Source organism: Rhizobium phaseoli (assembly GCF_003985125.1).
GTDB lineage: Bacteria > Pseudomonadota > Alphaproteobacteria > Rhizobiales > Rhizobiaceae > Rhizobium > Rhizobium phaseoli.
The window spans coordinates 20,471-44,721 of record NZ_ML133569.1 but is presented as its reverse complement, the minus strand read 5'-3'; the positions used below and the strand labels follow the sequence as shown (position 1 = coordinate 44,721).

Below are 24,251 nucleotides of genomic sequence, written 5' to 3'. Positions count from 1 at the left end.
AAGGGGCCGGATTTCCGGCCCCTTGCTGTTGGATCAATGGGTTGCGCGGCAGGCTTCGGTGCGCGAGGCGCCGCTGTCGGCACCCTTGGTATGGGAGCCGCTCGGACCGACCATGCTGTGGCACGGGGGCAGGGGCTTGATGCTTGCGGTCGCCGTCTTGTCGACGGCGGGGGCGGCCATGGCGGACGGGGCGAAACCGTCGCTGTCATTGGTGTAATCGCTGGAATAGGCCGGAGCCTTGCGGTTGCTGTAGTGAACCGGAGCGGGCTTGGACATCGGGCTCGGCGCGAAGCCATCACTGTCATTGGTATAATCGTCGGAATATGTCGGCTGAGCGAAGGCAGCGCCTGCGAGGCTGACGGCGAACAGGGATGCGGCGAGGGCAAATTTGATGCGCATGGTTTCTTCTCCTCAATCTGTTGTTGAATTCAACAACATAAACCATCCCCGGCGAGTTCAGAGTTCGCGCCGCAATTGAGGCGAAAGTGTGAACGGAAAACGGTGGGTCGGAAACCTTTTGTTCAAATGAAATCACGGTCTTGTCAATGAAATTGACGTGGCCGTGACGTCAGCCGCCTAACAAAAAGGGCAACAGATTGCCCGCGCTCGCTACAATCGAAAATTGTTAACTTTTGGTAATATTGCACAGAGCCAAACGGAGGCGGCAGCGCGCCTCCCGTTATGATCGCCATCGGGCGGGACGTTCAGTCTTCGTTGGGGATATGGGCGTCGACACCGGTCAGCTGCAGCCTGTTGCGGACGTGATGAACGCCGTCGACTGCAAGCGCGCAGAGCTCGACCTTGCGGGCAATGGCGATCGTCTCCACCGAGCCTTCCAGGGTGATGACGTGCCCGTCGGCATGGACCTCGATGCTGTTGATGTCCACGTCGGGAATGTTTTCGAGATTGTCGGTTACCCGCGCCTCGAGCTCGTCGCTGTCGTCGCGATCGATCGTGCCGGCGCGCAGCGAATCCTTCAGGCGGTTCTCGTTGCCGTCCTTATCCGTGCCATCGATGCGAAAGCCCTGGTTGGGATCGCTGTCGAAATTGGCCTTGGTCTCGCCGTAGGGGCGGTTGGCCGGATCGCTGGCAGCGGTGCCGTCGGCATAGGGCCAGCCATCGTCGAGATTGCGTTCTTCGAGGTCGCGATAATCCTCCTCGCGGGAAAGCTCCGGGGGCTCGCGTGAAATCGGGGTCTTGTCACCGATCCTTGCCATTATAGTCGCTCCTTGTTTCTCTGCGGGAGAACGTCGACAGGGGCGAATGGTTCGGTGCGCCGGGCGATTTGTCAGCCTTGCGCCTTCTCCCATTTTTTGACGAGGCGGTCGCGCTTCAGCCGCGAAAGCCGCTGCAGCCAGAAGATTCCGTCGAGCTGGTCGACCTCGTGCTGGATGCAAATGGCGAGGAAATCTTCGGCGGCCTCGTCATGCATCCTGCCGTCGACATCCTGGTAGCGAAAGCGGATCGCCCGCGGGCGCGTGATGTCATCGGTCGCGCCGGGCATGGAGACGCTGCCCTCGGCATGGATCATCGTCTCCTGCGACCGCCAGGTGATCGCAGGATTAACATAGAGGCGCACGCCGTCGGCCCTGTCCAGCTCGAGCACCATCACGCGCAGGAAGACGCCGATATGGGCGGCGGTGATGCCGACGCCGGGGGCCGCGCGCATTGTCGCCAGCAGGTCGTCGGCCAGCGCGGCGAGCGAGGCATCGAAGGCCGTCACCGGCGCGCAGACGGTCTTCAGGCCCGGATGTGGATAGCGCAGGATCGGACGGATAGACATGAAGCGGCTTCCTCTGGTTGAGCGGGTGGGGAAACTATAGTCGGCCGCAGGCATTGTCATCAGGAAGCGCGGTTTGACGCTTTACGGCAGGGACGCTTTGAGCTAGCAGGAGCAGGAATTCCGACTGCGGGAGCCTTGCGCGGGATTCGCTTATCCGCTTGTTGACAATGTGTTTTCGGCCGACATTTGCGAATGCGGCGCGGCCGTCGTTGAAATTCGAACCAGGGGCGAGGGCGGCAGATGACGACGACCGACACGGAAGACCGCATTCGCCGGCGCGATGACGAGGAAGCGGATATTTACGACGAGGACGGCAATGTTCGCGGCGATTTCCTGGCCCTCGTCGGCGCCGCGATCGCCGATTGCGATACGCTGTTCCTGCGCCAGAATGTCGCCCGCCTGCATGAATCCGAAATAGGCGATCTGCTGGAATCGATCCAGCCGGATCAGCGCCTGGCGCTGGTGCGCCTGCTCGGCGAAGATTTCGACATGACGGCGCTGACCGAGGTCGACGAGGCGATCCGCCGCGAGATCGTTGACCAGATGCCGAATGAGCAAATTGCCGCGGCGATCGGCGATCTCGATTCGGACGATGCCGTCTACATTCTCGAAGATCTCGACAAGGAAGACCGGGAAGAGATCCTTGCGCAGCTGCCGTTTACCGAACGGGTGCGGCTGCGCCGGGCGCTCGACTACCCAGAAAGTTCGGCCGGGCGCCGCATGCAGACGGAATTCGTCGCCGTGCCGCCGTTCTGGACGGTCGGCCAGACGATCGACTACATGCGCGACGAGGAGAATCTACCCTATTCCTTCTCGCAGATCTTCGTCATCGATCCGACCTTCAAGCTGCTCGGCGCCGTCGATCTCGATCAGATCCTGCGCACCAAGCGGCAGACGAAGATCGAGCAGATCATGCGCGAAACCAACCATCCGGTTCCGGCCGAGATGGACCAGGAAGAGGCCGCCCAACTCTTCGAACAGTACGACCTTCTGTCAGCTGCCGTCGTTGACGAAAACGACCGACTGGTCGGCGTGCTGACCATCGACGACGTCGTTGACGTCATCCATGAAGAGGCGGACGAGGACATCAAGCGCCTCGGCGGCGTCGGCGACGAAGAACTGTCGGATAATGTGCTGTCGACGGCGCGCTCGCGTTTCCTCTGGCTGCTGATCAACCTTGCCACGGCGATGCTGTCGGCCAGCGTCATCGGACTGTTCGACGCCTCGATCGAGAAGATGATCGCGCTCGCGGTGCTGATGCCGATCGTCGCCTCGATGGGCGGCAATGCCGGCACGCAGACGATGACGGTGACGGTGCGCGCGCTCGCCACCCGCGATCTCGACATCTACAACGCCGGCCGCATCATCCGCAGGGAGGCGGGCGTCGGCATTCTCAACGGCGCCGTCTTCGCGACGATCATGGGCGCGATCGCAGCAGTCTGGTTTAACGACTACCAGCTCGGCGGGGTTATCGCGGCGGCGATGATCATCAATCTGATGGCGGCAGCCCTTGCCGGGATCCTGCTGCCGCTGCTGCTCGACAAGATGGGGGCTGACCCGGCCATCGCGTCCTCGGTCTTCGTCACGACGGTGACAGATTGTACCGGCTTCTTCGCCTTTCTCGGCATCGCGACCTGGTGGTTCGGCATCTGAATGGGCCTCGAAATTGACTATTACGTAAAAGTCAATATTATTACCGGTTCGACGACGGGGAACACATGCCGGTGAACAAATATTACAGCATAACGGAGCTCACGCGCGAATTCGGTGTCTCGACGCGCACGCTGCGGTTCTATGAAGACGAGGGACTGATCCATCCGGAGCGGCGGGGGCGTACCCGTCTCTTCCGTCCGGCGGACCGACGGCTGATCGGCGAAATCCTGCGCGGGCGGCGAATCGGTTTCACCATCGCGGAAATCCGCGAGATCATCCAGGTCTACAAGGAGCCGCCCGGCGAGCTCGGCCAGCTGAAGCTTCTGATGAAGCGCGTCGACGAGAAGCGTGAGGACCTGCGCCAGAAGCGCAAGGATATAGACGACACGCTGACGGAACTCGACAATATCGAAGAGGCCTGCCTCGGCCGCCTCGCCGAAATCGGCGTCACCACCTGAGAACGGGCAGGAGCCTTTGCTCGCCCCTTATTCAGCCTCGGCGCTGCATTCGGTGACGAGCGTCTGGACCCGTTCATCCTTCTGGACGTTGATCTCGTTTGCCTGCAGTGGGATCAGCAGGCTTTGGGCCTGCAATTTTCCGAGCGTACATTGGCAGAAGCTGTGGCAGAGCGCTTCGCCCTGTTGCATCACGCAGGTGGAGTTGCATTGCCTTAGGTAAGTTTCCGCCGGATCCGGCATCGGCGGCGGGACAAGCAGGGAAATCCCGTAGGCGATGGCGATCAGCACCGGTTGGTGGATGAGGTAGAAGGCAAGGCTGTGGCGGCCAAGCCGCGCCGGCCACCAGGAGCCGGTGCCAAGGGCGGCAAGCCGGTGCGGCAGCCTGGTTCTGATGGCGATCAAGGCGAAGCTCAGTCCGGCAAAGAACGGCGTCGCCCAGGGAAACAGCGGCACGTAGTCGTTCGACCGTTCCGGCATGGCGGCAAGGCCGATCCAGGCGAGATATCGCGGATCGAAAAAGGACGAGCGCAACAGGTCCGGCGTGCCGAAATTGTCGATGATCCAGGCGGTGAGCAGCGCCAGCGTGACGATGAGCGTGACGGCGAGCGGCAGCCGGATGAAAACGATGCCGATGAGCGTCAGCACCGCGATGCAATGCAGGATGCCGAAATAGATCCAGCCGTCCGGCATGGCGATCCGGGTAGCGATCGAAATGGCCGCGGCCGCCGCGGCAATCATGCCGAAACGCTTCCAGAAGGATGGCCAGCGAATCGCCGGCGTGCTGGAGAGCACCAGACTGACGCCGACGATGAAGAGAAAGGTCGTGGCGATCGCCCGGGCATAGATCTTCAGCCAGCCGGTCTCGGCCGTGCCCGGCGCGAGATATCCCATGAACTCCATGTCCCAGGTGAAATGGTAGCTCGCCATGGCGATCAGCGCGATGCCGCGGGCCGTGTCCAATAGTCCGATGCGCGGCGGCCTCGCTGCCGCATCGGCCTGCAGTGCCGGCATTGTCATCAAAGTCCCTCGGGCAAATCGCTTCCGCCGCTCGACGGAATGTCGCGGCGAACGGGAGAAAGGTGGAGATTGGACGGCGGGCCGGCATCCATGATCGCCAGCCGCGCCTGCGAGAAAAATTGCCGCCGCGTCAGCACGAAGATGACGATCGCCGTCGTCATCATGAAGACATAAGGGTTGATGAACCAGCCGAGGTAGCCGATCGACAGGAAGATCGCCCTGAGGCCTTCGTTGAAATTGCTGCCGGCAATGACGTTCATGCGGATGACGCGCTCGGCGGCCCGCTCGGCGGCGATGACATCACTCTCGGCGTCGCGCAGCATCGGGATCGAGCCGAAGAGAATGGTGCAGTAGTTGAACAGCCGATAGGACCAGCCGAACTTGAAGAAGGCATAACCGAAAAGCGCCGCCAGTCCGCCGACCTTCATCTCGAAGGCGGCATGGCCGCCATGGAAGACGAAGGGTAGGTCGGCGAAGACCGCGTCGACCTTCTCGGTGGCGCCGAGCAACGCGAAGCAGCTGCCAATTGCGAAGATCGAGGTCGAGGCGAAAAAGGCCGTGCCGTTCTGCAGGCCGGCCATGATCTGCGTGTCGATCATCTTCAGGTCGCGGCGCAGCGAATTGTAGATCCATTCGCGGCGCCGTTCGGTCATCGCATGGGTCAGACTGGTGCGGCCGAAGAAGGTGCGGCCCTTCAGCAGCCAGGAATAGCCCATCCAGACGCAGGCAAAGAAGGCCAGAGCAATGTAGTCCGCCGTCGTCATCAGTGATTCAGTCTCCGCATGAAGTGCGGCCACCTTACATATGCATCGAAATGCTGCAATGACCGGAAGGGCGGGCCGCCGGATTTTGGCCCGAAAGGGCGCCGTAACACGTTGAATCGAGAGATCGTACTTTCCGAAAAGCGATTCCGATATTCCGGCCGATGCGCCGAAACAGGATGATTTCGGGCAGGCTTGGCTCAAGATTTGAATCCTGTTCCAAATTAAATAGTTAGAGCGTGATGTCGTCTGAAAACTGCCCCCGCTTTTCGGCGTCGTTCTCCGGGTGTATGGTCCCCGGAATGTCGCATCGGCTGCAGGCGATGTCGGTGGCCCGCACGGGTTCGAAACCGACCTTGCTTAAGCTTGCAACCTCATATTCAAAAGGCGCATCCATGTTTCTTTCGGTATTCGACGTGTTCAAGATCGGTGTCGGGCCGTCGAGCTCGCACACGATGGGTCCGATGTCGGCTGCCAACCGGTTTCTCGATCTGATCCTGTCGAATGAATGGCCACGCCCGTCATCGGGCGCGCAGGTCGCTGCAATCAACGTCAGTCTGCATGGTTCGCTCGCCCATACCGGTATCGGCCACGGAACGGGCAGGGCGGTCATTCTGGGGCTGATGGGTGAAGCACCCGACAGCGTCGATCCCGACAAGATGGACGGTATCATCGATACGGTCGATCGCACCGGCCGCATCACGCCGGTGGGCCATCCCGCCTATCAGTTCCAGCCGAAGACCGACCTGGTTTTCGACAAGAAGCAGCCGCTGCCCGGCCATGCCAACGGTATGATCTTTTCCGCCTTTGACCGGGACGGCCGGCTGCTGCTGAAACGCATCTATTATTCAGTCGGCGGTGGCTTCGTCGTCACCGACACCGAGCTGGAGCAGATGCGGGCGAAGAAAAACGTCGCGGGCGGTACGCGCGTGCCCTATCCGTTCGCGACCGCCAGGCAGATGCTCGACATGGCGGAGCGCTCGGGGCTTTCGATCGCGCAGATGAAGCGGGCGAACGAGGAGAGCCAGCGCAGCCAAGAAGAGCTCGATCAGGGGCTCGACCGCATCTGGGAGGCAATGCGCTCCTGCATCGAGCGCGGTCTCAAAGTCGAGGGCGTCATGCCGGGCGGCCTCAACGTCAAGCGCCGCGCCCGCAGGATCCACGACAAGCTGCAGGAGGAGTGGCGCAGCAATCGCGTCAATCCTCTGCTCGCCAATGATTGGCTGAGCGTCTATGCGATGGCCGTCAACGAGGAAAACGCAGCCGGCGGCCGCGTCGTCACCGCGCCAACCAACGGGGCGGCCGGCGTCATTCCGGCGACGATCCGCTATTACGAGCATTTTCACGAGGACTGGGACCAGAACGGTATTCGCGATTATCTGCTGACGGCTGCCGCCATCGGCGGCATCATCAAGCACAATGCCTCGATCTCGGGGGCCGAGGTCGGCTGTCAGGGCGAGGTCGGCTCGGCCGCGGCAATGGCGGCTGCCGGCCTTGCCGCCGTGATGGGCGGCACGCCGGAGCAGATCGAGAACGCCGCCGAGATCGCGCTCGAACATCATCTCGGCATGACCTGCGATCCGGTTGCCGGTCTCGTGCAGGTTCCCTGCATCGAGCGCAACGCGCTCGGGGCGGTCAAGGCCGTCACGGCGGCGTCGCTCGCCGTCAAGGGCGACGGCCAGCACTTCGTGCCGCTGGACGCCTGCATTGAGACGATGCGCCAGACCGGCCACGACATGAGCGAGAAATACAAGGAAACCTCGACCGGCGGGCTCGCCGTCAATGTCGTCGAATGCTGAGTTTGCGACCGCGTTAGAACGGTTCGACATTTTCAGGCAGGCGCAAAACCGCTGCACAGTGTCGTGCGGCATGCCGTCGGCGCTTGACGCTCGCCGCCAAAAGGATTTCAACGGCGGTATGGCATTGCATCTCATCAAACTCTGTGTCGGCGCCGACTCGATCGACGATCTGCGCGAATGGGTGGCGGAGCGTTCGCTGCGCGCCATTGCCGCCGGACTCGAGCCGCATTCCGTGCATACGACCCGCATGGTGCCTAAACGCATGGAGGAGCTGCTTGACGGCGGCTCGCTCTACTGGGTGATCAAAGGGCAGGTGCAGGCGAGACAGCGGCTGCTCGACATCGAGACCTTCACCGACGACGAAGGGATATCACGCTGCCGCCTGATGCTTGGTCCCGAAGTCATCGAAACGGCGGTACAGCCGAAGCGGCCGTTCCAGGGCTGGCGCTACTATACGCAGGATGACGTGCCGGCCGATCTGACGAGTCTGGGCGCCGGCATCGCCGAAATGCCGGCCGACCTGCGGCGCGAGCTTACCGAGCTTGGCCTGCTCTAACGCTGTCGCAGAATACAACAGTTGCCGATAGCGCCGGCGGCTCAGCGCAGGCGCAATTGCACTGGGGCGCTGCCGTCGGGCGAGGTCACATGCAGATGGATCCGGGCTTCCGGCTGGGAATAGCGCCAGGCGCGGGCGCCGTGGCAAAGCAGCAGATTGATGAGATCGCGCGTCTTGGCAGATTTCGCTCTCGGCCGCTGCAGGCCCATCTCGGCGAGCCGCAGTGCCGCTTCGTGCAGCGGATGCAGGGCTGAGCGCCCTCTGGCCCCGATGCGGCGCTCGCCTGGCATTCCCGGAAAATTCTCATTAATCGCCATTGTCTTCCCCGTACGCACTACTGATCGAGTTCAAGAATGGTGGCCGGAAACGCAAACACCGATTCCGGCCGTGACCGATGCTGCCGGCCATGCTGCAGACAGCATCGGATAGCTCATTGTGCAGCCGCCCAGCACTTGATGCCGGCCTTCTTCAAGGCCTTGCAGGCGTTGACCGCATCGCGCTGATCGTCGAAGCCGCCGAACCGGGCGCGGTAGACCTGGTCATTGCCGCGGCCGTAGGCGACGGCGAAGGGTTTTGCCGAGGCCAGCGCCTTGCCGCCCTTGGTCTTGGCGCCTTCCAGGAGGTCCATGGCCATCTGCCGGCTCGGCGAGACGCCGACCTGTACCACCCAGCCCGCAGGCGCGGCGCTTGCTGGGGCAGCGCTGGTCGAAGCAGTCGTGACATGATCGACCGTGGCGCTGTCCGGTTCGGCAGGTGCGGCGGCGGGAGCCTGCTGCTTGAAGCTCGTGATCTTAACCTTGGTCGGTGCCGGCATAGCCTGGGCAACCAGCGGATTGTCGGACTTCGTGGCGGATGTTTCGGTATAGGCGACTTCTGTCTCGGCAACCTGATAGCGGGCGTCCGGCAGCGGCCCCTTACGCGGCAGGCCAAGATCGGCGGCAGCGGCGGAAATCGGCGGCTGCGCCGCGGTGATCGTCTTTGCGACCTGCTGGGGAGCAACCTGCTGCTGTGGCACGGCCTGCCGGGCGACCTGTGCGGCCTTCTGCGGCTGGACGGGGGCGGGCGTTTCGATCATCGCCGGGGCAGGGGCTGCCTGAGCGATCAGCTGCGAAGATCCGCCGCGGCTCGATGCTTTCGGCAGATAGGTGGCGATCAAATTGCGCATCTGTGCGTCGCGAGCCGGCCCCGAAGTACCGCCGAGCACGACGCTGACGATCGACTTGCCGTCAACCTGCACCGAACTCACCAGATTGAAGCCGGCGGCGCGCGTGTATCCTGTCTTGATGCCGTCGACGCCGCGCACCGAGCCGACCAGGCGGTTATGGCTGCGGATCGTCCGGGTGCCGAATTTGAAGGCGCGGGTGGAGAAATAACCGTAATATTGCGGGAAATGCTGGCGAAGGGCGATGCCGAGGCGGGCTTGGTCGCGCGCCGTCGTCATCTGCGCCGTATTCGGCAGGCCGTTGGCGTTACGATAGGTGGTGCGCGTCATGCCGAGCGCATGCGCCTTGGCCGTCATCATCTGGGCGAAGCGATCTTCGCTGCCGCCCAGCATCTCGCCGAGCGCTGTCGCGGCATCGTTGGCCGACAGGGTGACAAGGCCGAGGATGCCTTGCTCGACGGTGATCGTGCCGCCGGCGCGCACGCCGAGTTTGGTCGGCGCCTGGGCGGCGGCGTGAGCGGAGAAGGGGACCGGCGTGTCGAGGCGGATGCGACCCTGCTCCAATGCCTCGAAGGTCATGTAGAGGGTCATCATCTTGGTCAGCGAGGCGGGATATTGCAGCCGATCGGCGTTCTCGCTGTAGAGGACATTGCCGGTCCTGGCGTCGACGACGATGCCCGCATATTTCGGATTGGCCGCTTCCGCTTCGGCATTGACCGAATCGACCAGGACGACCGTGACGGCCATCGAAAGGATCGCCAGGAGCTTTGCGAAAAAGCTGCCGGACCGGAACGATGATACGGAGGAGACTGACCTTGACACTATTCCACTCTTCGCTTGCATTTCAGATATTGGGCAGGAACCGCACACCCCCCGCCGCACAGCTCGTCTTTAGAAAATACCGATTCAGCGTTACCAATCCGTTTATGATGAATCGTTTCACTCGCCGTCCCGAAGCATTTTAGGGACCTGTCGCAGAACGGTTCATAAGCCGCGCCTCCACAAAGGTGCGGATCGCGGCATCAATATGTTCCCAGTCGTCGAGATGGCTGCTCGAAAAGCGGTAAAGGACGCTAAGATCCTTGCCGACCTTGATATCTCGCTGGCAGTCTCCGCTCGTCGCCTTGTCCGGGGTTGAAGGCAAGATGCAGCGCACGACGTAGTCCGCTCCGCCCTTGACGGCTGCCGTCAGCAGCACTTCTTCTCCATAACCGGCGTCGGCGCGAAGACGGTGGAGCGTCAATCCGTCGCGAAAAGCCTCGGCTGGTCCTTCGATCAAGTGCGAATAGATCGGCTCCAGCCGACCGGACATGTCGCGCGACATGGTGCTCTGGGCGATTTGCAGGAAGATCAGGCCGGAGGATTGGGCGACATCGTCGAACCGAAGATGATTGTCCTTGCCGTAACCCCGCATGTCAGGCCAGGCGAGGTAGAGATCGACGCGCTCGGCCGCCCCTTCATGCCGCTGGCTCGGGAAGCGGATGGTATTTTCAGGCAGTTTCACCGTGTCGCGGCCGATGGTCAGCGTGATTTCAGCTGGGCTGTCGCTGTTGCCGGCAAGCGAGATGTGCCGGCCGAACCAACGGCCGCCGATGCTGATGGCGACGGTCAGGACAGCCAGGACGGCGATCACCGCCGTCGTGCGGAGGAGAAATCCCATGGAAAGCAGCGGCTGCTCTTCGGGGGCGCTTTGCGCGGCATGGCTCATGGCGGCTCGTTGCGTTTCGGTCCGCCGCAGGAAGAACATGAGCCGCCGGTGCCGATGATGAATCTGATCGGCATGATCAGACCGGCAGGGTTAATAAATTGCTAAGATTTGGGAGGCGTAAGCTGCCGCTTGTGCCCCAAAATGAAGCGAGCCGTTCCCGGGACAGCGGGAACGGCTCTTAGGCACCGGTCGGGGACGGGATGCGGGGACTGACCGGGCCGAAACCTGCGCCGGATTGGCCGGCGGGTCACTGCTTACTTGACGCTACCGACGGCGACAGCGCGGCCATCCTGAAGCTTCGACCAGCGGGCCGGGTCGTCGGCGGACTGGCGCTTCAGATAGGTATATTCGGTGTCCGACCACAGCAGCACCTTGTTGCGCATGTTGTCGAGAATGAAGTCGCCATGATCGGTGCGCACCGTCAGCACGGCATGGCCTTCGCCGTTCGGCTGCAGCACGACAGTTATCAGCGTGTCGGATGGCGAGAAGCCGTCGTCGATCAGCATCTTGCGCTTCAGCAGCGCATAGTCCTCGCAGTCGCCGACGCTGGTCGGATAGGCCCAGCGCTCTTCGACGCCGTAGATCTGCTCATCCGTTTCCGGCTGGATCGACGAATTGACGGTGTAGTTGACCTTGAGAATTTCCTTCCAGCGATCCTCGGTGAGGATGGCCGGTCCGGCATCGCCGCCGGCATAGGCGCATTCCTTCGGATTCGCCTTGCAGAATTCGTAATGTCCGATCGGCGGGCTGGCATTGCCTGCCAGGGCCATGCGGGCGGGCGTCGCCTGTCCAGAGCCTGCCATGGTCATCGCGATGACACCGGCCAGAAGGCCGCCTTTCAGGATATTCGCAGTCGTCATTGCCGTCTCCCCTAAGTTGAGGCGACAATGACACAGACGTTTTTATCTCACGCAAAATTACGCAATAGAATTAAATGCTTAGTTGAATCAAATGCCGATAAAACTCGGCTAAAAACAAACTCGAATGCGCATAAAATTCGAGGTGTATTTGTCTCGAAGTCGATTAAAATTGTAATTTACGCAGCAAGGCTTTTTCGCTCGCAGAGGCGGTGCTGCCGCCCGGCCATTAAGGGTTTTCGCTGAGCGGAGTAAATGCCTGCGGGAAGGCGACCCTTGCAGGCGGCACGCGGTCTTCCGACAAAAAGCCGGAATGACGCGAATTGTCCGGCTGATCACCGGAAAAACACCGCGCTCACCGACTCAAACGGAAAAATTATTTTTGGGAGAAATCGCGAAAGTGGTCGGTGGCGGCGATGATCGCCGCGCTCATATCGGGATTTCCGGTGGAATGGGAAGCGTGCGGAAGAACCCGGAGTTCACTTTTGGGCCAGGCGCGCGCCAGTTCCCAGGCGGTGACAAGCGGCGCCTCGATGTCGAACCTTCCCTGCAGCAGGATGCCAGGAATGCCGGCGAGCCGGTCAGCGTTCTTTAGCAGCTGGCTGTCCTCAAGCCAGGCGCCGTTGGTAAAGTAATGGGTGATGATGCGGGCGCGCGTCAGCACAGAGGCCGGATCGGCCCAGCGGCGCGGCAGGCCGTCCGGGTCGGCGAGCAGGATCGAGGCTGCCTCCCAGTCATGCCAATCGCGCGCCGCCTTCAGACATGTCTGCTGGTCCGGATCGTTGAGGAGCCGGTGGTAGTCTCTAGCCATGTCCGCATCCAGCCCCTGCATGCTGGAGGGAATTCCCTGACGGAAACGATGCCATTCTTCCGGAAAGAGCGGCGCCATGCCGCGACAGAGCCAGTCGATTTCCTGTCGCCGCGTGGTGGTGACGCCCGACAGGACGATCGCGGCGACCCGCTGCGGATGCGTTTCGGCATAGGCGAGCACCAGCGTCGAGCCCCAGGAGTTGCCGAAAAGCAACCAGCTGTCGATGCCGAGAAGAAGCCGCAGTCTTTCGATATCGGCCACGAGATGCCAGGTCGTGTTCAGGGAAAGATTGGTCGCGGGATCGGCCGCACTCGGCAGGCTTCGGCCGCAATTGCGCTGGTCGAAGAGGACGATCCGGTAGGCCGCCGGATCGAACTGGCGTCGGGCGTCGGTCGAACAGCCGGAGCCCGGCCCACCATGCAGCACCAGTGCCGGCCGCCCAATCGGATTTCCGCAGGTCTCCCAATAGATCAGATTGCCGTCGCCTGTATCGAGCAGACCATGATCATAGGGTTCGATTTCCGGATAGAGAGCTGACATCGGTGCCTCTGCGGTCGAGGCGGATCTTATCCATCATGTCGATGACGAAGGGAAGAGGCGGCACTGCCGGGCGCATACCCGATTTTCGCGACCTGCCTCCGGCTGATCGGTGTCGCAGGTTGTTCCACTCATAATATTAGATATCTACTGGGTGGAACAACTTGCGACAGGATTTCGCCCCTGCTTTTCAAAGCCGGATTTTGTTGCCGCTTGCAGATCTGTTGCGGTTAAATCCAGGCCGTTGTCGACACGACCTGACCGGGTGCGCGCCGGCGCTGGCAGCAGCTGTCAGAGGAATTCCCGCAGCGTCTCGCGGGACTGGATCGACAGGAATTCGATTGCCACACCCTCGACGAAATGGCGTACGACACGGCCGCGCATATTGCCGAGACGTACGGCCGTGCCGATCGACGGACGCATTTCGACGTCGATGGCCGCGCCCGAGAGCGAAAGGTCCATGATACGGCAGGCATATCGCGTGCCATCATCGAGCGTCAGTTCGGTCTTGATGTCGCGCGGGGACAGGCGGTCGTGGCGGCGATCTTCCGGCAGGCCGAGCTCGTGCTTATTGGCAAGCCAAGTGAGCTGAGCGGCGAGCTTTTCGCGTTTGCGCTCGGTGGCATTGATCGACATAGTGAAGCCGCGGCCGTCGAGCGTCTGGACATAACCTTCGACGCGCCCGAGATGGTCGATATAGGCGACGACGCGTTCGTTGGCGCGCGGCCGGCCGGGGCAGGTGACGTACATATCGCCGGGCGACATGTCGATCACCATGCATTCGAACTCCTCGTAGTTTGCAAGCATCAGCCGGCCCTGCATATTGATCGGCACGCGCTGGAATACGCCTTGTTCAGGGCGCGGCGCAGGTCGTTGCGTCTGAGCTGGCTGGAACGAGTGCATCAAAAGGCTTCTTCATGAAAATCGCAGAAACCAATCTTTACCCACAATCCATTAACAGAAGGTTGTTTGGCCTCTTGCGACATAGCCGAAAACGAGTATGGCGGCTGTGCTGAAACGAGACGCTCAGCGCGCCTCGGCACTCAGCAGCTGCGACACCACGCGGCGCATGGCTTGGCCGAACCCGATGCTTTTTGCCGCGACGCTCTCGTTGATCGGGCGCAGTTCGGCCGGTGCGACCTTGCTGAATTTTTCCGGCAGCAGGCGGCTGCGGTCGAGCGCCAGGAATTCGAGCGGCACGATCTCCAGCCAGCTTGCAGCCGCCACCGGCGCGATCGCGCCGAGCACCCGGTCGCAAGCGCCGTTGGACGACCGCAGCGGCATCATGATGATCTCGAACGAGGCCTGGTGCCCGACGATGCTGTAGCCGGTGGTATTGAACAGGGCCGGCATCGCGTGGTCCATGACACCGATCGCGGTGCGTTCGATATCCGCGTGCTGGCCATGCGCCCAGAGCGAGGAGAACCGTTCGCCGCGCAGGTCCCGTCCAAAGAGATCGCAGATGCGGGTACCGGCGAGCCGGAAAACGATGTCGCCGTCCTCGCGCGCCTCAAGGATAAACAGACTTTGCAGTAGATGGGGTACGGCGGACGGTTCGACCTGAGATTTCAGCGGCGCATCGGCAGCGCCGCGGATACGGTTCCAATAGTCAAAAATTTCGATGGTCGTTTGCACACGCATTTCACACCAACCTGTCCCATTCCGGATCATTTTCGGGCACTCATTGCCCGGACAACTTCTACCTTGCGGATTTCATGCCAAATCCCGGCCGTTAAGGTTAAGAAAGGGTTTCGGTTGAGGCGTGGCGCCTGTCGTGACACTGTCGTGCCATCACTTCGACTTTCGAAGTTCTGCACAACCTGCCCGGGCCGAGATCTTTCCTCAGGGTTCCCGGTTACGCCGCCCAACATTTCGGGCGGCTTTTTTTTTGACCATCGCTCCTGTATGGCTGAGGCCACAACGAGGCGAACACAGATGAATGAGCAGACGGGCGAGCCGCAGAAGGTGCCCGAACCTTTCGAGGCCCAGCCGCCGGCGCGTCCCCCGCGCGTGCCGGTCTTCAACCTTCCGCCGGCGCTGTTCTTCAGCCTTTGCCTGCTTGTCGTCATTTATGCGGTGCAAGCGCTCGTCCTCTCCGACGATGCTGTCGGCTGGCTGCTCTTCACCTTTGGCTTCGTGCCCGCCCACTACGTGATTCCGCTGTCGCAGCAGGGCCTGGAGCTGTTCTGGACGCCGGTCACCTATTCGCTGCTGCACGGCAGCGTCCAGCATATCGTCTTCAACGCCTTCTGGCTGATGGCCTTCGGCGCGCCGGTCGTGCGTCGCATCGGGGCGCTGCGATTCGTGTTGTTCTGGCTGTTTTCCGCCACTGCTTCCGCGGGCCTGCACGCGGTGCTCAACTGGGGAGACGTGTCGCTGCTGATCGGTGCGTCCGGCGTCATATCCGGGCTGATGGGGGCAGCCTGCCGCTTCGCCTTTCCTGCTGAGCGGCGCCCTATGCTGGCGGCGCATCTCAATGCGCGGCTTTCCATCGTCGAGGCGCTGAAGAGCCGGACCGTCGTCATCTTCATGCTGCTCTGGCTGGTCGGCAACGCCCTGATCGCCGTCGGCATCCCGCTCGTCGGCGACAGCGATCAGGAGATTGCCTGGGACGCGCATATTGGCGGCTTCGTCTTCGGCTTCTTTCTGTTTTCGCTGTTTGACCGGGCACCGCAGCCGCCTGAGGAAGCGGCGGAAGCGGACAAGGATCTGTTGCAATCCTGAGCGGGGCAGTGCACCATCGAAGCATCCGCGATTGGGGGGAGAAACCGCCGCGGATAGCTGTAACAAGCGTTGCAGTTCCGAGATAGGAGGTTCGAATGACCAGTTCAGTCAAAGCAATCCTCGACCTGAAGGGCAGGGACGTCGTTACCGCCGGGCCTAACACGACCGTCGCCGAGGCAGCCGTCATCCTCAGCAAGAAAAAGATCGGCGCCATCGTCGTCGTCGGCATGGAGAATCGGATTTCGGGCATGTTCACCGAGCGCGATCTCGTGCATGCCATCGCCAAACACGGCAAGGATGGCCTCGACCAGTCGCTCGGCCAAGTCATGACCGCGAAGGTCTATCGCTGCCATGAGGAGACGACCGTCAACGAGTTGATGGAGCTGATGACCAGCCGCCGTTTCCGTCACGTGCCGGTGGAAAGCCACGGCAAGCTTGCCGGCATCATCTCGATCGGCGACGTGGTGAAATCGCGGATTGCCGAAGTCGAGCGCGAGGCCGAGGATATCAAGGCCTATATTGCCGGCTGAGCTTGCCCCATTGGTCCGAAGGATGCCGTCGCCCAAGCTGCTGTTGCGGGGCGACGCCTCACGGAGCGCTGGCGTAGACTTCCTGCATGCGCTTGATTTCGGGAAGCCTGGCTCTGGCTTCCTCGTAGCCGCGTTCGATCGCCTCGCCCGCCCTGTGGAATTCTGAAAGACCGATATAGCTGAGACGCGGCTGCAGCGAAATATCGGGCGGATCGCCGGCAAGGCGGGCGCGGGCAATCCTGTCCTGGATGATGTTGAAGGCCTGCACCATGACGCCGGTCATGCCGAGGCGGGCATAGGGCGCCTCTTCCTGTTTCTGCACTTCCTGGGGCGAGAGGCTGGCATTGTGCCGGACGACGGCCGAGCGGCCGTAAAGATCGTAATTGAGATTGACGGCGACGACCAGCGGCTGCTCATAGGCGCGGCAAACGGAAACGGGAACGGGATTGACCAGCGCGCCGTCGACCAGCGTGCGGTGATTGCTGCGCACCGGCTCGAAAATGCCGGGCAGGGCATAGGAAGCGCGCAGCGCCGTGATCAGCGAACCATTGGCGATCCAGACCTCGTGGCCGGTATTGACCTCGGCGGCGACCGCGACAAAAGGCCGGTCCAGATCCTCGACATTCAGGCCCTCGAGATGCTCCTGCATGCGCTTGGTCAGCCGCATGCCGCCGAACAAGCCGCTGCCGCCGATGGTCAGATCGAGCAGGCTTGCGATCCGGCGCATGGTCAGCGAGCGTGCGAAGGTTTCGAGTTCGTCGAGTTTGCCGGCAAGATAGCAGCCGCCGACCAGGGCGCCGATCGACGTGCCGGCAATCATGCCGATTTCGACCCCGGCTTCGTCAAGGGCGCGCAATACGCCGATATGGGCCCAGCCGCGGGCCGCGCCGCCGCCAAGCGCGAGCGCGATCTTGATTTTTTTGACAGGCGCAGGGGAGGGGATTGTCTCGAGTATCGTCGACATGCCGGAACCGGAACCTTCGCCTTCAGCGCTTTGACGATGCAGACTCCAGTTCAGCATTGCGCTCTCCCCTCCCAGCAGAACACGTATCTCAGATAGTGTGCCCGATCAGTTGCCAAATGGTATATAGAAGCGGTTTCTGGCACAATAAGGGGCAGATGCCGGGAAGTTCGACCTATTTTCCGTAGATGTCTTGCGGATCGAAATGACGTTCGTCGTCGACGATATCGAGCATCGGTTTTCCCTCGCGAAGCGTGACGGTGCGATAGAAGCAGGAACGGCGGCCGGTGTGACAGGTGGCGTCATGGCCGGCGACTTCGACCTTCAGCCAGATGGCGTCCTGATCGCAATCGGTGCGAATTTCCTTCACCGTCTGAAGGTTGCCCGAGGTCTCGCCCTTCTTCCAGATCTTGCCGCGCGATCGGCTGAAATAGTGGGCCGTGCCGGTCTGGATGGTCAGCGCCAGCGCCTGGGCGTTCATATGCGCCACCATCAGCAGTTCACCGTCGCCGGCGTCGGTCACGATCGCGGTGATCAGGCCGCGATCATCGAAACGCGGCGTGAAATCGCCGGCGTCTTCCAACGCCGACTTGTCCTCGGATGGTTGATTGAAGATCAGGTGACTCATCGCGGCCCTCCTGCGGGAGCCGTATCAGCGGCTCCGCACCATGCTCATGAAACGGGCCTGATCGGCCGGTTCCGTCTTGAACGTTCCCGTGAACGTGGTCGTCAATGTCGTCGAACCCTGCTTCTGAACGCCGCGCATCGCCATGCACATATGTTCGGCCTCGATCATCACCGCAACACCGCGCGGCTGCAGCGTATCGTCGATGGCGCGGGCAATCTGCGCCGTCATCGTTTCCTGCGTCTGCAGGCGGCGGCCATAGATCTCGACGACACGGGCAATCTTCGACAGGCCGAGCACGCGTCCATCCGGCATATAGGCGACATGGGCCTTGCCGATGATCGGCACCATGTGATGTTCGCAATGCGAGTAGAAGGGAATGTCCTTGACGAGCACCATGTCGTCGTAGCCTGCGACCTCTTCGAAGGTCCGGCCGAGCACGTCCTCCGGCGCCATGTCGTAACCGGCGAACAGCTCGCGATAGGCCTTGGCGACACGGGCGGGCGTCTCGATGAGGCCTTCGCGTGTCGGATCGTCACCGGCCCAGCGCAGCAGAACGCGCACGGCTTCCTCCGCCTCCTGCTGGGAGGGGCGGTCCGAGTCGCGGTTCGGCTGCGGAAAGTTCTTCACGATGGCGTCCATGATCAATGGTCTCCTGGTCCGCACCGCGGACCCATCTGTCGGAATTGCCACTGGTCAGTCCCATGCGGGAATTCATGCACCTTTGGCAGGCTCCGGGGCTTTCAGGGCAAATTCAACGCCCGTCCGGCACGGTTTCCCAATCAAACTTACACAAGGCCATTGCATTTTGATGGCCTTCGAACGACATACATATAGGAAGACGGCCATCGTATGTAAGTATCCTCACATGACACGGTGTGTTTTTTGTTTCAATAACAATAACAGCACCATTAAGGCCGATCCGCAGCGATTTTGGAGCGGAAACCCAGCATGGACGACATCTACAACAGCAAAATCCTCGAATTCGCCGGCAATATTCCGTTGACCGGCACGCTGGCGGACGCCGATGCGACCGCCCAGGCACACTCCAAGCTTTGCGGCTCCAAGGTGCGGATCTGGCTGAAGATGGACGGCGATGTCGTTACTGGCTTTTCTCATGACGTGAAGGCCTGCGCGCTTGGCCAGGCATCGTCCTCGATCATGGCCCGCCATGTCGTCGGCGCTACATCGGGTGAATTGCGACAGGCCCGCGAGGACATGCTTGCTATGCTGAAGGCGGACGGGGCGGGGCCCGGCGGACGGTTCGAAGACATGCGCTACCTCTTGCCCGTGCGCGACTACAAGGCCCGCCATGCTTCGACGATGCTGACCTTCGATGCGGTCGTCGATGCGATCGGGCAGATCGAGGCGACACGGGCGGAAGTGATCGAGGCGTAACCGAGATGTGCGAGTTCTGCGTCCGGCAGGCTGACGATGAGGGCGATGGCGGCGCGGCCGGATCGAGCCAGCCGCGGAAAAGATCTGCGCGCTATTCCCGCAATTATACCGGTGCATTCCGCAAAACTCCCGACCGCCTGCTCGGCATGGGGCTGATCCGCCTCTATCAGTTGACGCTGTCTGGCTTTGTCGGCAATTCCTGCCGTCATATCCCGACCTGCTCCGAATATGGCTATGAGTCGGTCGCTCGCCATGGATTGTGGGCCGGCGGCTGGATGACGCTGTTTCGCGTCAGCCGCTGCGGCCCGGGCGGAACCAGCGGCCTCGACCCGGTGCCCGAGACGCTCGGCGACGACTTCTACTGGTGGACGCCCTGGCGGTATCTCTCCCTCGGACGCAAAAGAGGGTGAGCGCCATGACGACATCAGGCGAAGTTGCGTGCGTGTCGAAGAGACGACGGCGACGACGGGTGAGGTATGGTCACCATTCGGTGACCGTGGTTTCTCACCTGGGATAACGAGGAGTCCTGGCGGCCATGAGCACCTTCATCGCCCTCCTGCACAGCATCGTCCTGACGCCCGATCGCCGTGTGATCATGGAAGATTTGCGCGCGCTTGCCAAAGAGCTTGGTTATCGCGAACCGCGCACGCTGGTTTCGACCGGCAATCTTGTTTTCGAAGCCGACGAAATGCGGCCGCATGAACTCGAGGTCGCGCTGGAGGAGGGTTTCGAAGAGAAATTCGGAAAACATGTCGATATCATCGTGCGCAGCGACTGCACCTGGATGGCGCTTTGCAGCACCAATCCGTTCAGGGACGGCAGCGGCGACCAGGTGATCGTCCGGGTGATGCGCCTGCCGGTCGACCCGAAGAAGGTCGAGGCGTTGAAGCCGCTGATGACGGAAGGCCAACGCATCGCCATCGTCGGCGGCGACCTCTGGATCGATTTCGCCGGCAAACCGAGCCAGTCCAAACTGCTGTCGGCGCTGACCACCAAGCGGATAGGCATCGGTACGATGCGCAATTGGAACACGGTCTGCGGCCTTGCTCAGATGATCATGTAGACCCGCTTCTTCTTTACTCCCGAGGCAAATCTGGGTATCAGGCGGCAGCGCCCTCCCGCGTGGATGACGCTTCGTTTCAACCACCCGCATTCGTTGGCGGGACTGGACAAGGAGAATTTCGATGTCCCAAGCTATTTCCCTGGCATTTCCCGATGGTTCCGTGCGCAGCTTCCCGGCTGGCGCAACCGGCAAGGATGTCGCCGAATCCATTTCCAAGTCGCTTGCCAAGAGTGCCGTCGCCATTGCGATCGACGGCGCCGTGCGCGACCTTTCCGATGCCGTTACGGATGGCAAGATCGAGATCATCACCCGCAAGGACGGGCGCGCACTGGAGCTTATCCGGCATGACGCCGCGCACGTGATGGCCGAGGCCGTGCAGGAACTCTGGCCCGGCACCCAGGTGACGATCGGCCCGGTCATCGAAAACGGCTTCTATTACGACTTCGCCAAGAACGAGCCGTTTACGCCCGACGATCTGCCGAAGATCGAAAAGAAGATGAAGGAGATCATCGCCCGCAACGCGCCCTTCACCAAGCAGATCTGGTCGCGCGAGAAGGCCAAGGAAGTTTTTGCCGCCAAGGGCGAACAGTACAAGGTCGAGCTCGTCGATGCGATCCCGGAAGGACAGGATCTGAAGATCTATCATCAGGGCGACTGGTTCGATCTTTGCCGCGGTCCGCACATGGCCTCCACCGGCCAGGTCGGCACCGCCTTCAAACTGATGAAGGTTGCCGGCGCCTATTGGCGCGGCGACAGCAACAACGCCATGCTGTCTCGTATCTACGGCACGGCATGGGCTGACCAGGCCGATCTCGACAATTACCTGCATATGCTGGCCGAAGCCGAGAAGCGCGATCATCGCAAGCTCGGCCGGGAAATGGACCTCTTCCACTTTCAGGAGGAAGGCCCCGGTGTCGTCTTCTGGCACGGCAAGGGCTGGCGCATTTTCCAGACGCTCGTCGCTTATATGCGCCGTCGTCTCGCCGCCGATTATCAGGAAGTCAACGCGCCGCAGGTGCTCGACACGTCGCTTTGGGAAACCTCGGGTCACTGGGGCTGGTATCAGGAAAACATGTTCGCCGTGAAATCGGCGCATGCGATGACCCATCCCGAAGACAAGGAAGCCGACAACCGCGTCTTTGCGCTGAAGCCGATGAACTGCCCCGGCCATGTGCAGATCTTCAAACACGGCCTGAAGTCCTATCGCGAGCTGCCGATCCGGCTTGCCGAATTCGGCCTGGTGCATCGCTACGAGCCGTCGGGCGCGCTGCACGGGCTGATGCGTGTGCGCGGGTTTACGCAGGACGACGCGCATATCTTCTGCACCGACGAGCAGATGGCGGCCGAATGCCTGAAGATCAACGACCTGATCCTCTCGGTTTATGAAGATTTCGGCTTCAAGGAAATCGTCGTCAAGCTTTCCACCCGGCCGGAAAAACGCGTCGGTTCCGATGCGCTCTGGGATCGCGCGGAAGCCGTGATGACCGACGTTTTGAAGACGATCGAGGCGCAGTCCGAGGGCCGCATCAAGACCGGCATTCTGCCGGGCGAGGGCGCCTTCTACGGTCCGAAGTTCGAATATACGCTGAAGGATGCGATCGGCCGCGAATGGCAGTGCGGCACGACGCAGGTCGACTTCAACCTGCCGGAACGTTTCGGCGCCTTCTACATCGACAGCAACTCCGAAAAGACGCAGCCGGTGATGATCCACCGTGCCATCTGCGGCTCGATGGAACGCTTCCTGGGCATCCTGATCGAGAACTTCGCCGGCCATATGCCGCTCTGGGTATCGCCGCTGCAGGTGGTGGTCGCGACGATCACCTCGGAGGCCGATGCCTACGGGCTTGAGGTGGCCGAGGCGCTGCGTGATGCCGGTCTCAACGTCGAAACCGACTTCCGGAACGAGAAGATCAACTACAAGATCCGCGAGCACTCGGTCACCAAGGTTCCGGTCATCATCGTCTGCGGCAGGAAGGAAGCCGAGGAGCGCACGGTCAACATCCGCCGCCTCGGCAGCCAGGACCAGGTTTCGATGCGGCTCGACGCCGCCGTCGAGAGCCTGACGCTCGAGGCGACGCCGCCGGATATCCGCCGCAAGGCCGAAGCAAAAAAAGCCAGGGCGGCCTGACAATGTCCTATCCGGCAGCGCCAACCGGCGCTGTCGGAAATCTGATATGAAAGCGCAATAATGTTGTCGCGAACGGAGAGTGGATCATCCCGGGGCCGGCGTGCGCTTCAAAGAACTATCCTATGCCAATGACGCAGATCCGCGGCTGAAGCGGTGGCTGATCCGCTCGATCGAGGGGATTTCGGGCCGCAATCACTATGCCTGCCTCTACCAGATCTGGCGCCGCGACATCATCGGAAAAAGGCGATCGCGTCTTCGCCAGGACGCTCGATCTCATCGACGTCGCGATCGACGTCAAGGGCCACTGGCCGCTAGAACCCTTTCCCACTGAGCCGATCGTCATCGTCGCTAATCACCCTTTCGGCATCGGCGACGGCATCGCTATCCTGGCGCTTGCCGAACAACTCGGTCGTCCCTTCAAGATACTCATTCACAACGACCTCCTGAGGGTGCCGGAGATGGCGTCCTATTCGTTGCCGATTTCCTTTGAAGAGACCCGGGAGGCCCTGGCGATGAATATGAAGACCCGGCACGAGGCGGTGCGGCTGCTTAAGGAAGGCGTCATGGCGCCTTCGAAGCGGCCCAGACCGCGCGGATGAGCCGGCAGCGCTTGCGGTGAGATCAATCGAGGCTGGCGCCGTCGCCACTCTGCGGCGCGAGCTGTTCATAGGAGGGCAGAGGCGTTTCGGGGATCGGCTGAACGCCCGGCGGCGTCGGTGTGCCGGCAGGCACCTGCTGCACCGTGCGGGCCGCGCTTGCCGGCTGCTGCGGCTGCTGGTCCTTCATCAGAACCTCGACATCGGTGTTCTTGCCGGCAACGACGGTGAAATCGCGCTGGTAGATCTTGTCCTTGTTGCGGGCAACGGCCGAATATTCGCCTTCCGCAAGCACCATGGTCGGGAAGGCGCTGACGCTTTCGCCGACGCTGTCGCCGGCTGCCGTCAGAATCGACCAGGCCGTATCGGCGATCGCCTCACCGCCGGCTTCGGAGACCAGCTTGAAAGTGATCTGGGCGGCGCGGTGCTGGATCGTCGCCTCGGTCAGTTTGCCGGCCTCGACCTGGATGTCGGCGCGGATCACGGCATTGACGTTGCCGTATTCTGAAACGATGTGATAGGTGCCGGCATTGAGGCGCACGACCGTGTTCGGCGAGACGTCGGCCACGACGAGGCCGCGCTCGCCATCGTCGCGCACTTCCGAGGAATAGATCGAGAAGCTGAGCTCATCGGGTCGGATGCGGGCATCCGTGCCGGAAACGGCATTGAGTAGCAGGCCGCCGGCATCGAGCACCATCACCTGCTTGTCGACCTCGCCGTCGGCCGGTACCGTCAGCTTCTTGGTGACGCCGGCGCGGCCGAAGGAGACATTGACGAAATAGTCGCCCGGAGCGAGCTGGAACGCGGCGGGCCCGCCCTTGGCGCTGGCGATCAGCGGCAGCTTGCCGTCGGTTCCGGCGATCGGGCTGAAGACGTACCAGGACAGACCATCCTCGACCGGCGTGCCGTCAGCCGTCAGCTTGGCTTCCATCGCGACGTCGCGCAGCTTGGCGGCTTCAGGGGCGGTGCCGGGCGCGATGAAAGCGTTGAGCTTCGGCATCTTCGGCGTCGATTCGATCTGCTTGAAGTCCTTGAAAGCGTCCTGCGCGCCGGCGCCGAGGGGCGTCACGACCATCAGGACGATGGCGAGGCCGAGGCGTGCAAAAGGCGAAATGCCAAACATC

27 protein-coding genes and 1 pseudogene are annotated in these 24,251 nt (G+C 61.8%); 11 read left to right on the top strand and 17 right to left on the bottom strand.

Annotated elements, in window-relative coordinates; genetic code table 11:
* Positions 1-33: 33 nt before the first annotated feature.
* The 3 genes from EFD56_RS10135 to EFD56_RS10125 all read right to left on the bottom strand — a co-directional run bounded on the left by EFD56_RS10135 (position 34) and on the right by EFD56_RS10125 (position 1,783).
* On the bottom strand, positions 34-399 hold the full coding sequence (locus tag EFD56_RS10135; RefSeq protein WP_012483935.1) for a hypothetical protein: 366 nt from the start codon (positions 397-399) through the stop codon (positions 34-36).
* 305 nt (positions 400-704) lie between these two features.
* Positions 705-1,217, bottom strand: coding sequence for a BON domain-containing protein (locus EFD56_RS10130; protein ID WP_085742567.1), 513 nt, complete (start codon positions 1,215-1,217; stop codon positions 705-707).
* 71 nt (positions 1,218-1,288) lie between these two features.
* The gene (locus tag EFD56_RS10125; protein ID WP_085742566.1) at positions 1,289-1,783 is read right to left on the bottom strand and encodes a peptide deformylase; all 495 of its coding nucleotides are present in this window, start codon (positions 1,781-1,783) and stop codon (positions 1,289-1,291) included.
* 240 nt (positions 1,784-2,023) lie between these two features.
* On the opposite strand from EFD56_RS10125, the gene mgtE reads away from it, so the two are divergent.
* On the top strand, positions 2,024-3,436 hold the full coding sequence (mgtE, locus tag EFD56_RS10120; RefSeq protein WP_085742565.1) for a magnesium transporter: 1,413 nt from the start codon (positions 2,024-2,026) through the stop codon (positions 3,434-3,436).
* Between the two features lie 65 nt (positions 3,437-3,501).
* On the top strand, positions 3,502-3,894 hold the full coding sequence (locus EFD56_RS10115; protein WP_011425479.1) for a MerR family transcriptional regulator: 393 nt from the start codon (positions 3,502-3,504) through the stop codon (positions 3,892-3,894).
* A gap of 27 nt (positions 3,895-3,921) precedes the next feature.
* On the opposite strand, the gene EFD56_RS10110 is transcribed toward EFD56_RS10115, so the two are convergent.
* The 3 genes from EFD56_RS10110 to EFD56_RS32575 all read right to left on the bottom strand — a co-directional run bounded on the left by EFD56_RS10110 (position 3,922) and on the right by EFD56_RS32575 (position 6,069).
* Positions 3,922-4,911, bottom strand: coding sequence for a heparan-alpha-glucosaminide N-acetyltransferase (locus tag EFD56_RS10110; protein ID WP_064825301.1), 990 nt, complete (start codon positions 4,909-4,911; stop codon positions 3,922-3,924).
* On the bottom strand, positions 4,911-5,675 hold the full coding sequence (locus EFD56_RS10105; protein WP_004668701.1) for a DUF599 domain-containing protein: 765 nt from the start codon (positions 5,673-5,675) through the stop codon (positions 4,911-4,913). Before EFD56_RS10105 ends, EFD56_RS10110 begins: the two co-directional genes overlap by 1 nt.
* A 229-nt stretch (positions 5,676-5,904) precedes the next feature.
* Complete coding sequence (locus EFD56_RS32575; RefSeq protein WP_009997954.1) at positions 5,905-6,069, bottom strand: hypothetical protein; 165 nt, start codon at positions 6,067-6,069, stop codon at positions 5,905-5,907.
* Here EFD56_RS32575 and EFD56_RS10100 point away from each other — a divergent pair.
* Both EFD56_RS10100 and EFD56_RS10095 read left to right on the top strand, forming a co-directional pair.
* Complete coding sequence (locus EFD56_RS10100; protein WP_085742564.1) at positions 6,068-7,471, top strand: L-serine ammonia-lyase; 1,404 nt, start codon at positions 6,068-6,070, stop codon at positions 7,469-7,471. The two genes, EFD56_RS32575 and EFD56_RS10100, sit on opposite strands and share 2 nt — an antisense overlap.
* Positions 7,472-7,589: 118 nt before the next feature.
* Entirely contained in the window at positions 7,590-8,027 is a 438-nt protein-coding gene (locus EFD56_RS10095) for a DUF1489 family protein (RefSeq protein ID WP_016733136.1), read from the top strand.
* A gap of 41 nt (positions 8,028-8,068) precedes the next feature.
* Here EFD56_RS10095 and EFD56_RS10090 read toward each other — a convergent pair whose 3' ends face one another.
* The 7 genes from EFD56_RS10090 to EFD56_RS10055 form a co-directional block, all read right to left on the bottom strand.
* A complete protein-coding gene (locus EFD56_RS10090) occupies positions 8,069-8,344 on the bottom strand; it encodes a hypothetical protein (protein ID WP_012483910.1) in 276 nt (91 codons plus the stop codon).
* Positions 8,345-8,457: 113 nt separating this feature from the next.
* The gene (locus EFD56_RS10085) at positions 8,458-10,032 is read right to left on the bottom strand and encodes a D-alanyl-D-alanine carboxypeptidase (protein WP_085742563.1); all 1,575 of its coding nucleotides are present in this window, start codon (positions 10,030-10,032) and stop codon (positions 8,458-8,460) included.
* 118 nt (positions 10,033-10,150) lie between these two features.
* Positions 10,151-10,936 (bottom strand): hypothetical protein, encoded by a 786-nt coding sequence (locus EFD56_RS10075; protein WP_037139041.1) that lies wholly within the window; start codon positions 10,934-10,936, stop codon positions 10,151-10,153.
* Positions 10,937-11,151: 215 nt separating this feature from the next.
* On the bottom strand, positions 11,152-11,757 hold the full coding sequence (locus EFD56_RS10070; protein WP_126905194.1) for a transglutaminase-like cysteine peptidase: 606 nt from the start codon (positions 11,755-11,757) through the stop codon (positions 11,152-11,154).
* Between the two features lie 373 nt (positions 11,758-12,130).
* A complete protein-coding gene (gene pip / locus EFD56_RS10065) occupies positions 12,131-13,105 on the bottom strand; it encodes a prolyl aminopeptidase (RefSeq protein ID WP_126905193.1) in 975 nt (324 codons plus the stop codon).
* Between the two features lie 288 nt (positions 13,106-13,393).
* Positions 13,394-14,005 carry a PilZ domain-containing protein gene (locus EFD56_RS10060; RefSeq protein WP_016733131.1) on the bottom strand — a complete coding sequence of 204 codons (612 nt, stop codon included), beginning with the start codon at positions 14,003-14,005 and terminating at the stop codon, positions 13,394-13,396.
* Positions 14,006-14,128: 123 nt separating this feature from the next.
* Positions 14,129-14,773, bottom strand: a complete 645-nt coding sequence (locus tag EFD56_RS10055) for a PAS domain-containing protein (protein ID WP_184336966.1) — start codon at positions 14,771-14,773, stop codon at positions 14,129-14,131.
* A 264-nt stretch (positions 14,774-15,037) separates the two neighbouring features.
* Between EFD56_RS10055 and EFD56_RS10050 the strand changes: the two genes are divergently transcribed.
* Positions 15,038-15,826 carry a rhomboid family intramembrane serine protease gene (locus tag EFD56_RS10050; RefSeq protein WP_085742560.1) on the top strand — a complete coding sequence of 263 codons (789 nt, stop codon included), beginning with the start codon at positions 15,038-15,040 and terminating at the stop codon, positions 15,824-15,826.
* Positions 15,827-15,921: 95 nt separating this feature from the next.
* The gene (locus tag EFD56_RS10045) at positions 15,922-16,356 is read left to right on the top strand and encodes a CBS domain-containing protein (RefSeq protein ID WP_010005934.1); all 435 of its coding nucleotides are present in this window, start codon (positions 15,922-15,924) and stop codon (positions 16,354-16,356) included.
* Between the two features lie 58 nt (positions 16,357-16,414).
* On the opposite strand, the gene EFD56_RS10040 is transcribed toward EFD56_RS10045, so the two are convergent.
* The 3 genes from EFD56_RS10040 to folE form a co-directional block, all read right to left on the bottom strand.
* On the bottom strand, positions 16,415-17,377 hold the full coding sequence (locus tag EFD56_RS10040; RefSeq protein WP_004680213.1) for a patatin-like phospholipase family protein: 963 nt from the start codon (positions 17,375-17,377) through the stop codon (positions 16,415-16,417).
* Positions 17,378-17,492: 115 nt separating this feature from the next.
* Positions 17,493-17,945: a phosphoribosyl-AMP cyclohydrolase gene (hisI, locus tag EFD56_RS10035; protein WP_004680212.1), complete on the bottom strand. Its 453-nt coding sequence runs from the start codon at positions 17,943-17,945 to the stop codon at positions 17,493-17,495.
* 24 nt (positions 17,946-17,969) lie between these two features.
* Positions 17,970-18,584, bottom strand: coding sequence for a GTP cyclohydrolase I FolE (gene folE, locus EFD56_RS10030; protein WP_010004221.1), 615 nt, complete (start codon positions 18,582-18,584; stop codon positions 17,970-17,972).
* Between the two features lie 309 nt (positions 18,585-18,893).
* Between folE and EFD56_RS10025 the strand changes: the two genes are divergently transcribed.
* The 5 genes and pseudogenes from EFD56_RS10025 to EFD56_RS10005 all read left to right on the top strand — a co-directional run.
* Entirely contained in the window at positions 18,894-19,340 is a 447-nt protein-coding gene (locus tag EFD56_RS10025; RefSeq protein ID WP_004680210.1) for an iron-sulfur cluster assembly scaffold protein, read from the top strand.
* Positions 19,341-19,345: 5 nt separating this feature from the next.
* Entirely contained in the window at positions 19,346-19,750 is a 405-nt protein-coding gene (yidD, locus tag EFD56_RS10020) for a membrane protein insertion efficiency factor YidD (RefSeq protein WP_126905192.1), read from the top strand.
* Positions 19,751-19,875: 125 nt separating this feature from the next.
* A complete protein-coding gene (locus EFD56_RS10015; RefSeq protein ID WP_004680208.1) occupies positions 19,876-20,403 on the top strand; it encodes a DUF1697 domain-containing protein in 528 nt (175 codons plus the stop codon).
* A gap of 121 nt (positions 20,404-20,524) precedes the next feature.
* Complete coding sequence (gene thrS, locus EFD56_RS10010) at positions 20,525-22,531, top strand: threonine--tRNA ligase (RefSeq protein ID WP_126905191.1); 2,007 nt, start codon at positions 20,525-20,527, stop codon at positions 22,529-22,531.
* Positions 22,532-22,631: 100 nt separating this feature from the next.
* Positions 22,632-23,091, top strand: a pseudogene (locus EFD56_RS10005) (lysophospholipid acyltransferase family protein); the annotation flags it as partial.
* Positions 23,092-23,152: 61 nt separating this feature from the next.
* Here EFD56_RS10005 and EFD56_RS10000 read toward each other — a convergent pair.
* Entirely contained in the window at positions 23,153-24,250 is a 1,098-nt protein-coding gene (locus tag EFD56_RS10000; RefSeq protein WP_064831736.1) for a hypothetical protein, read from the bottom strand.
* Between the last annotated feature and the right edge of the window lies 1 nt (position 24,251).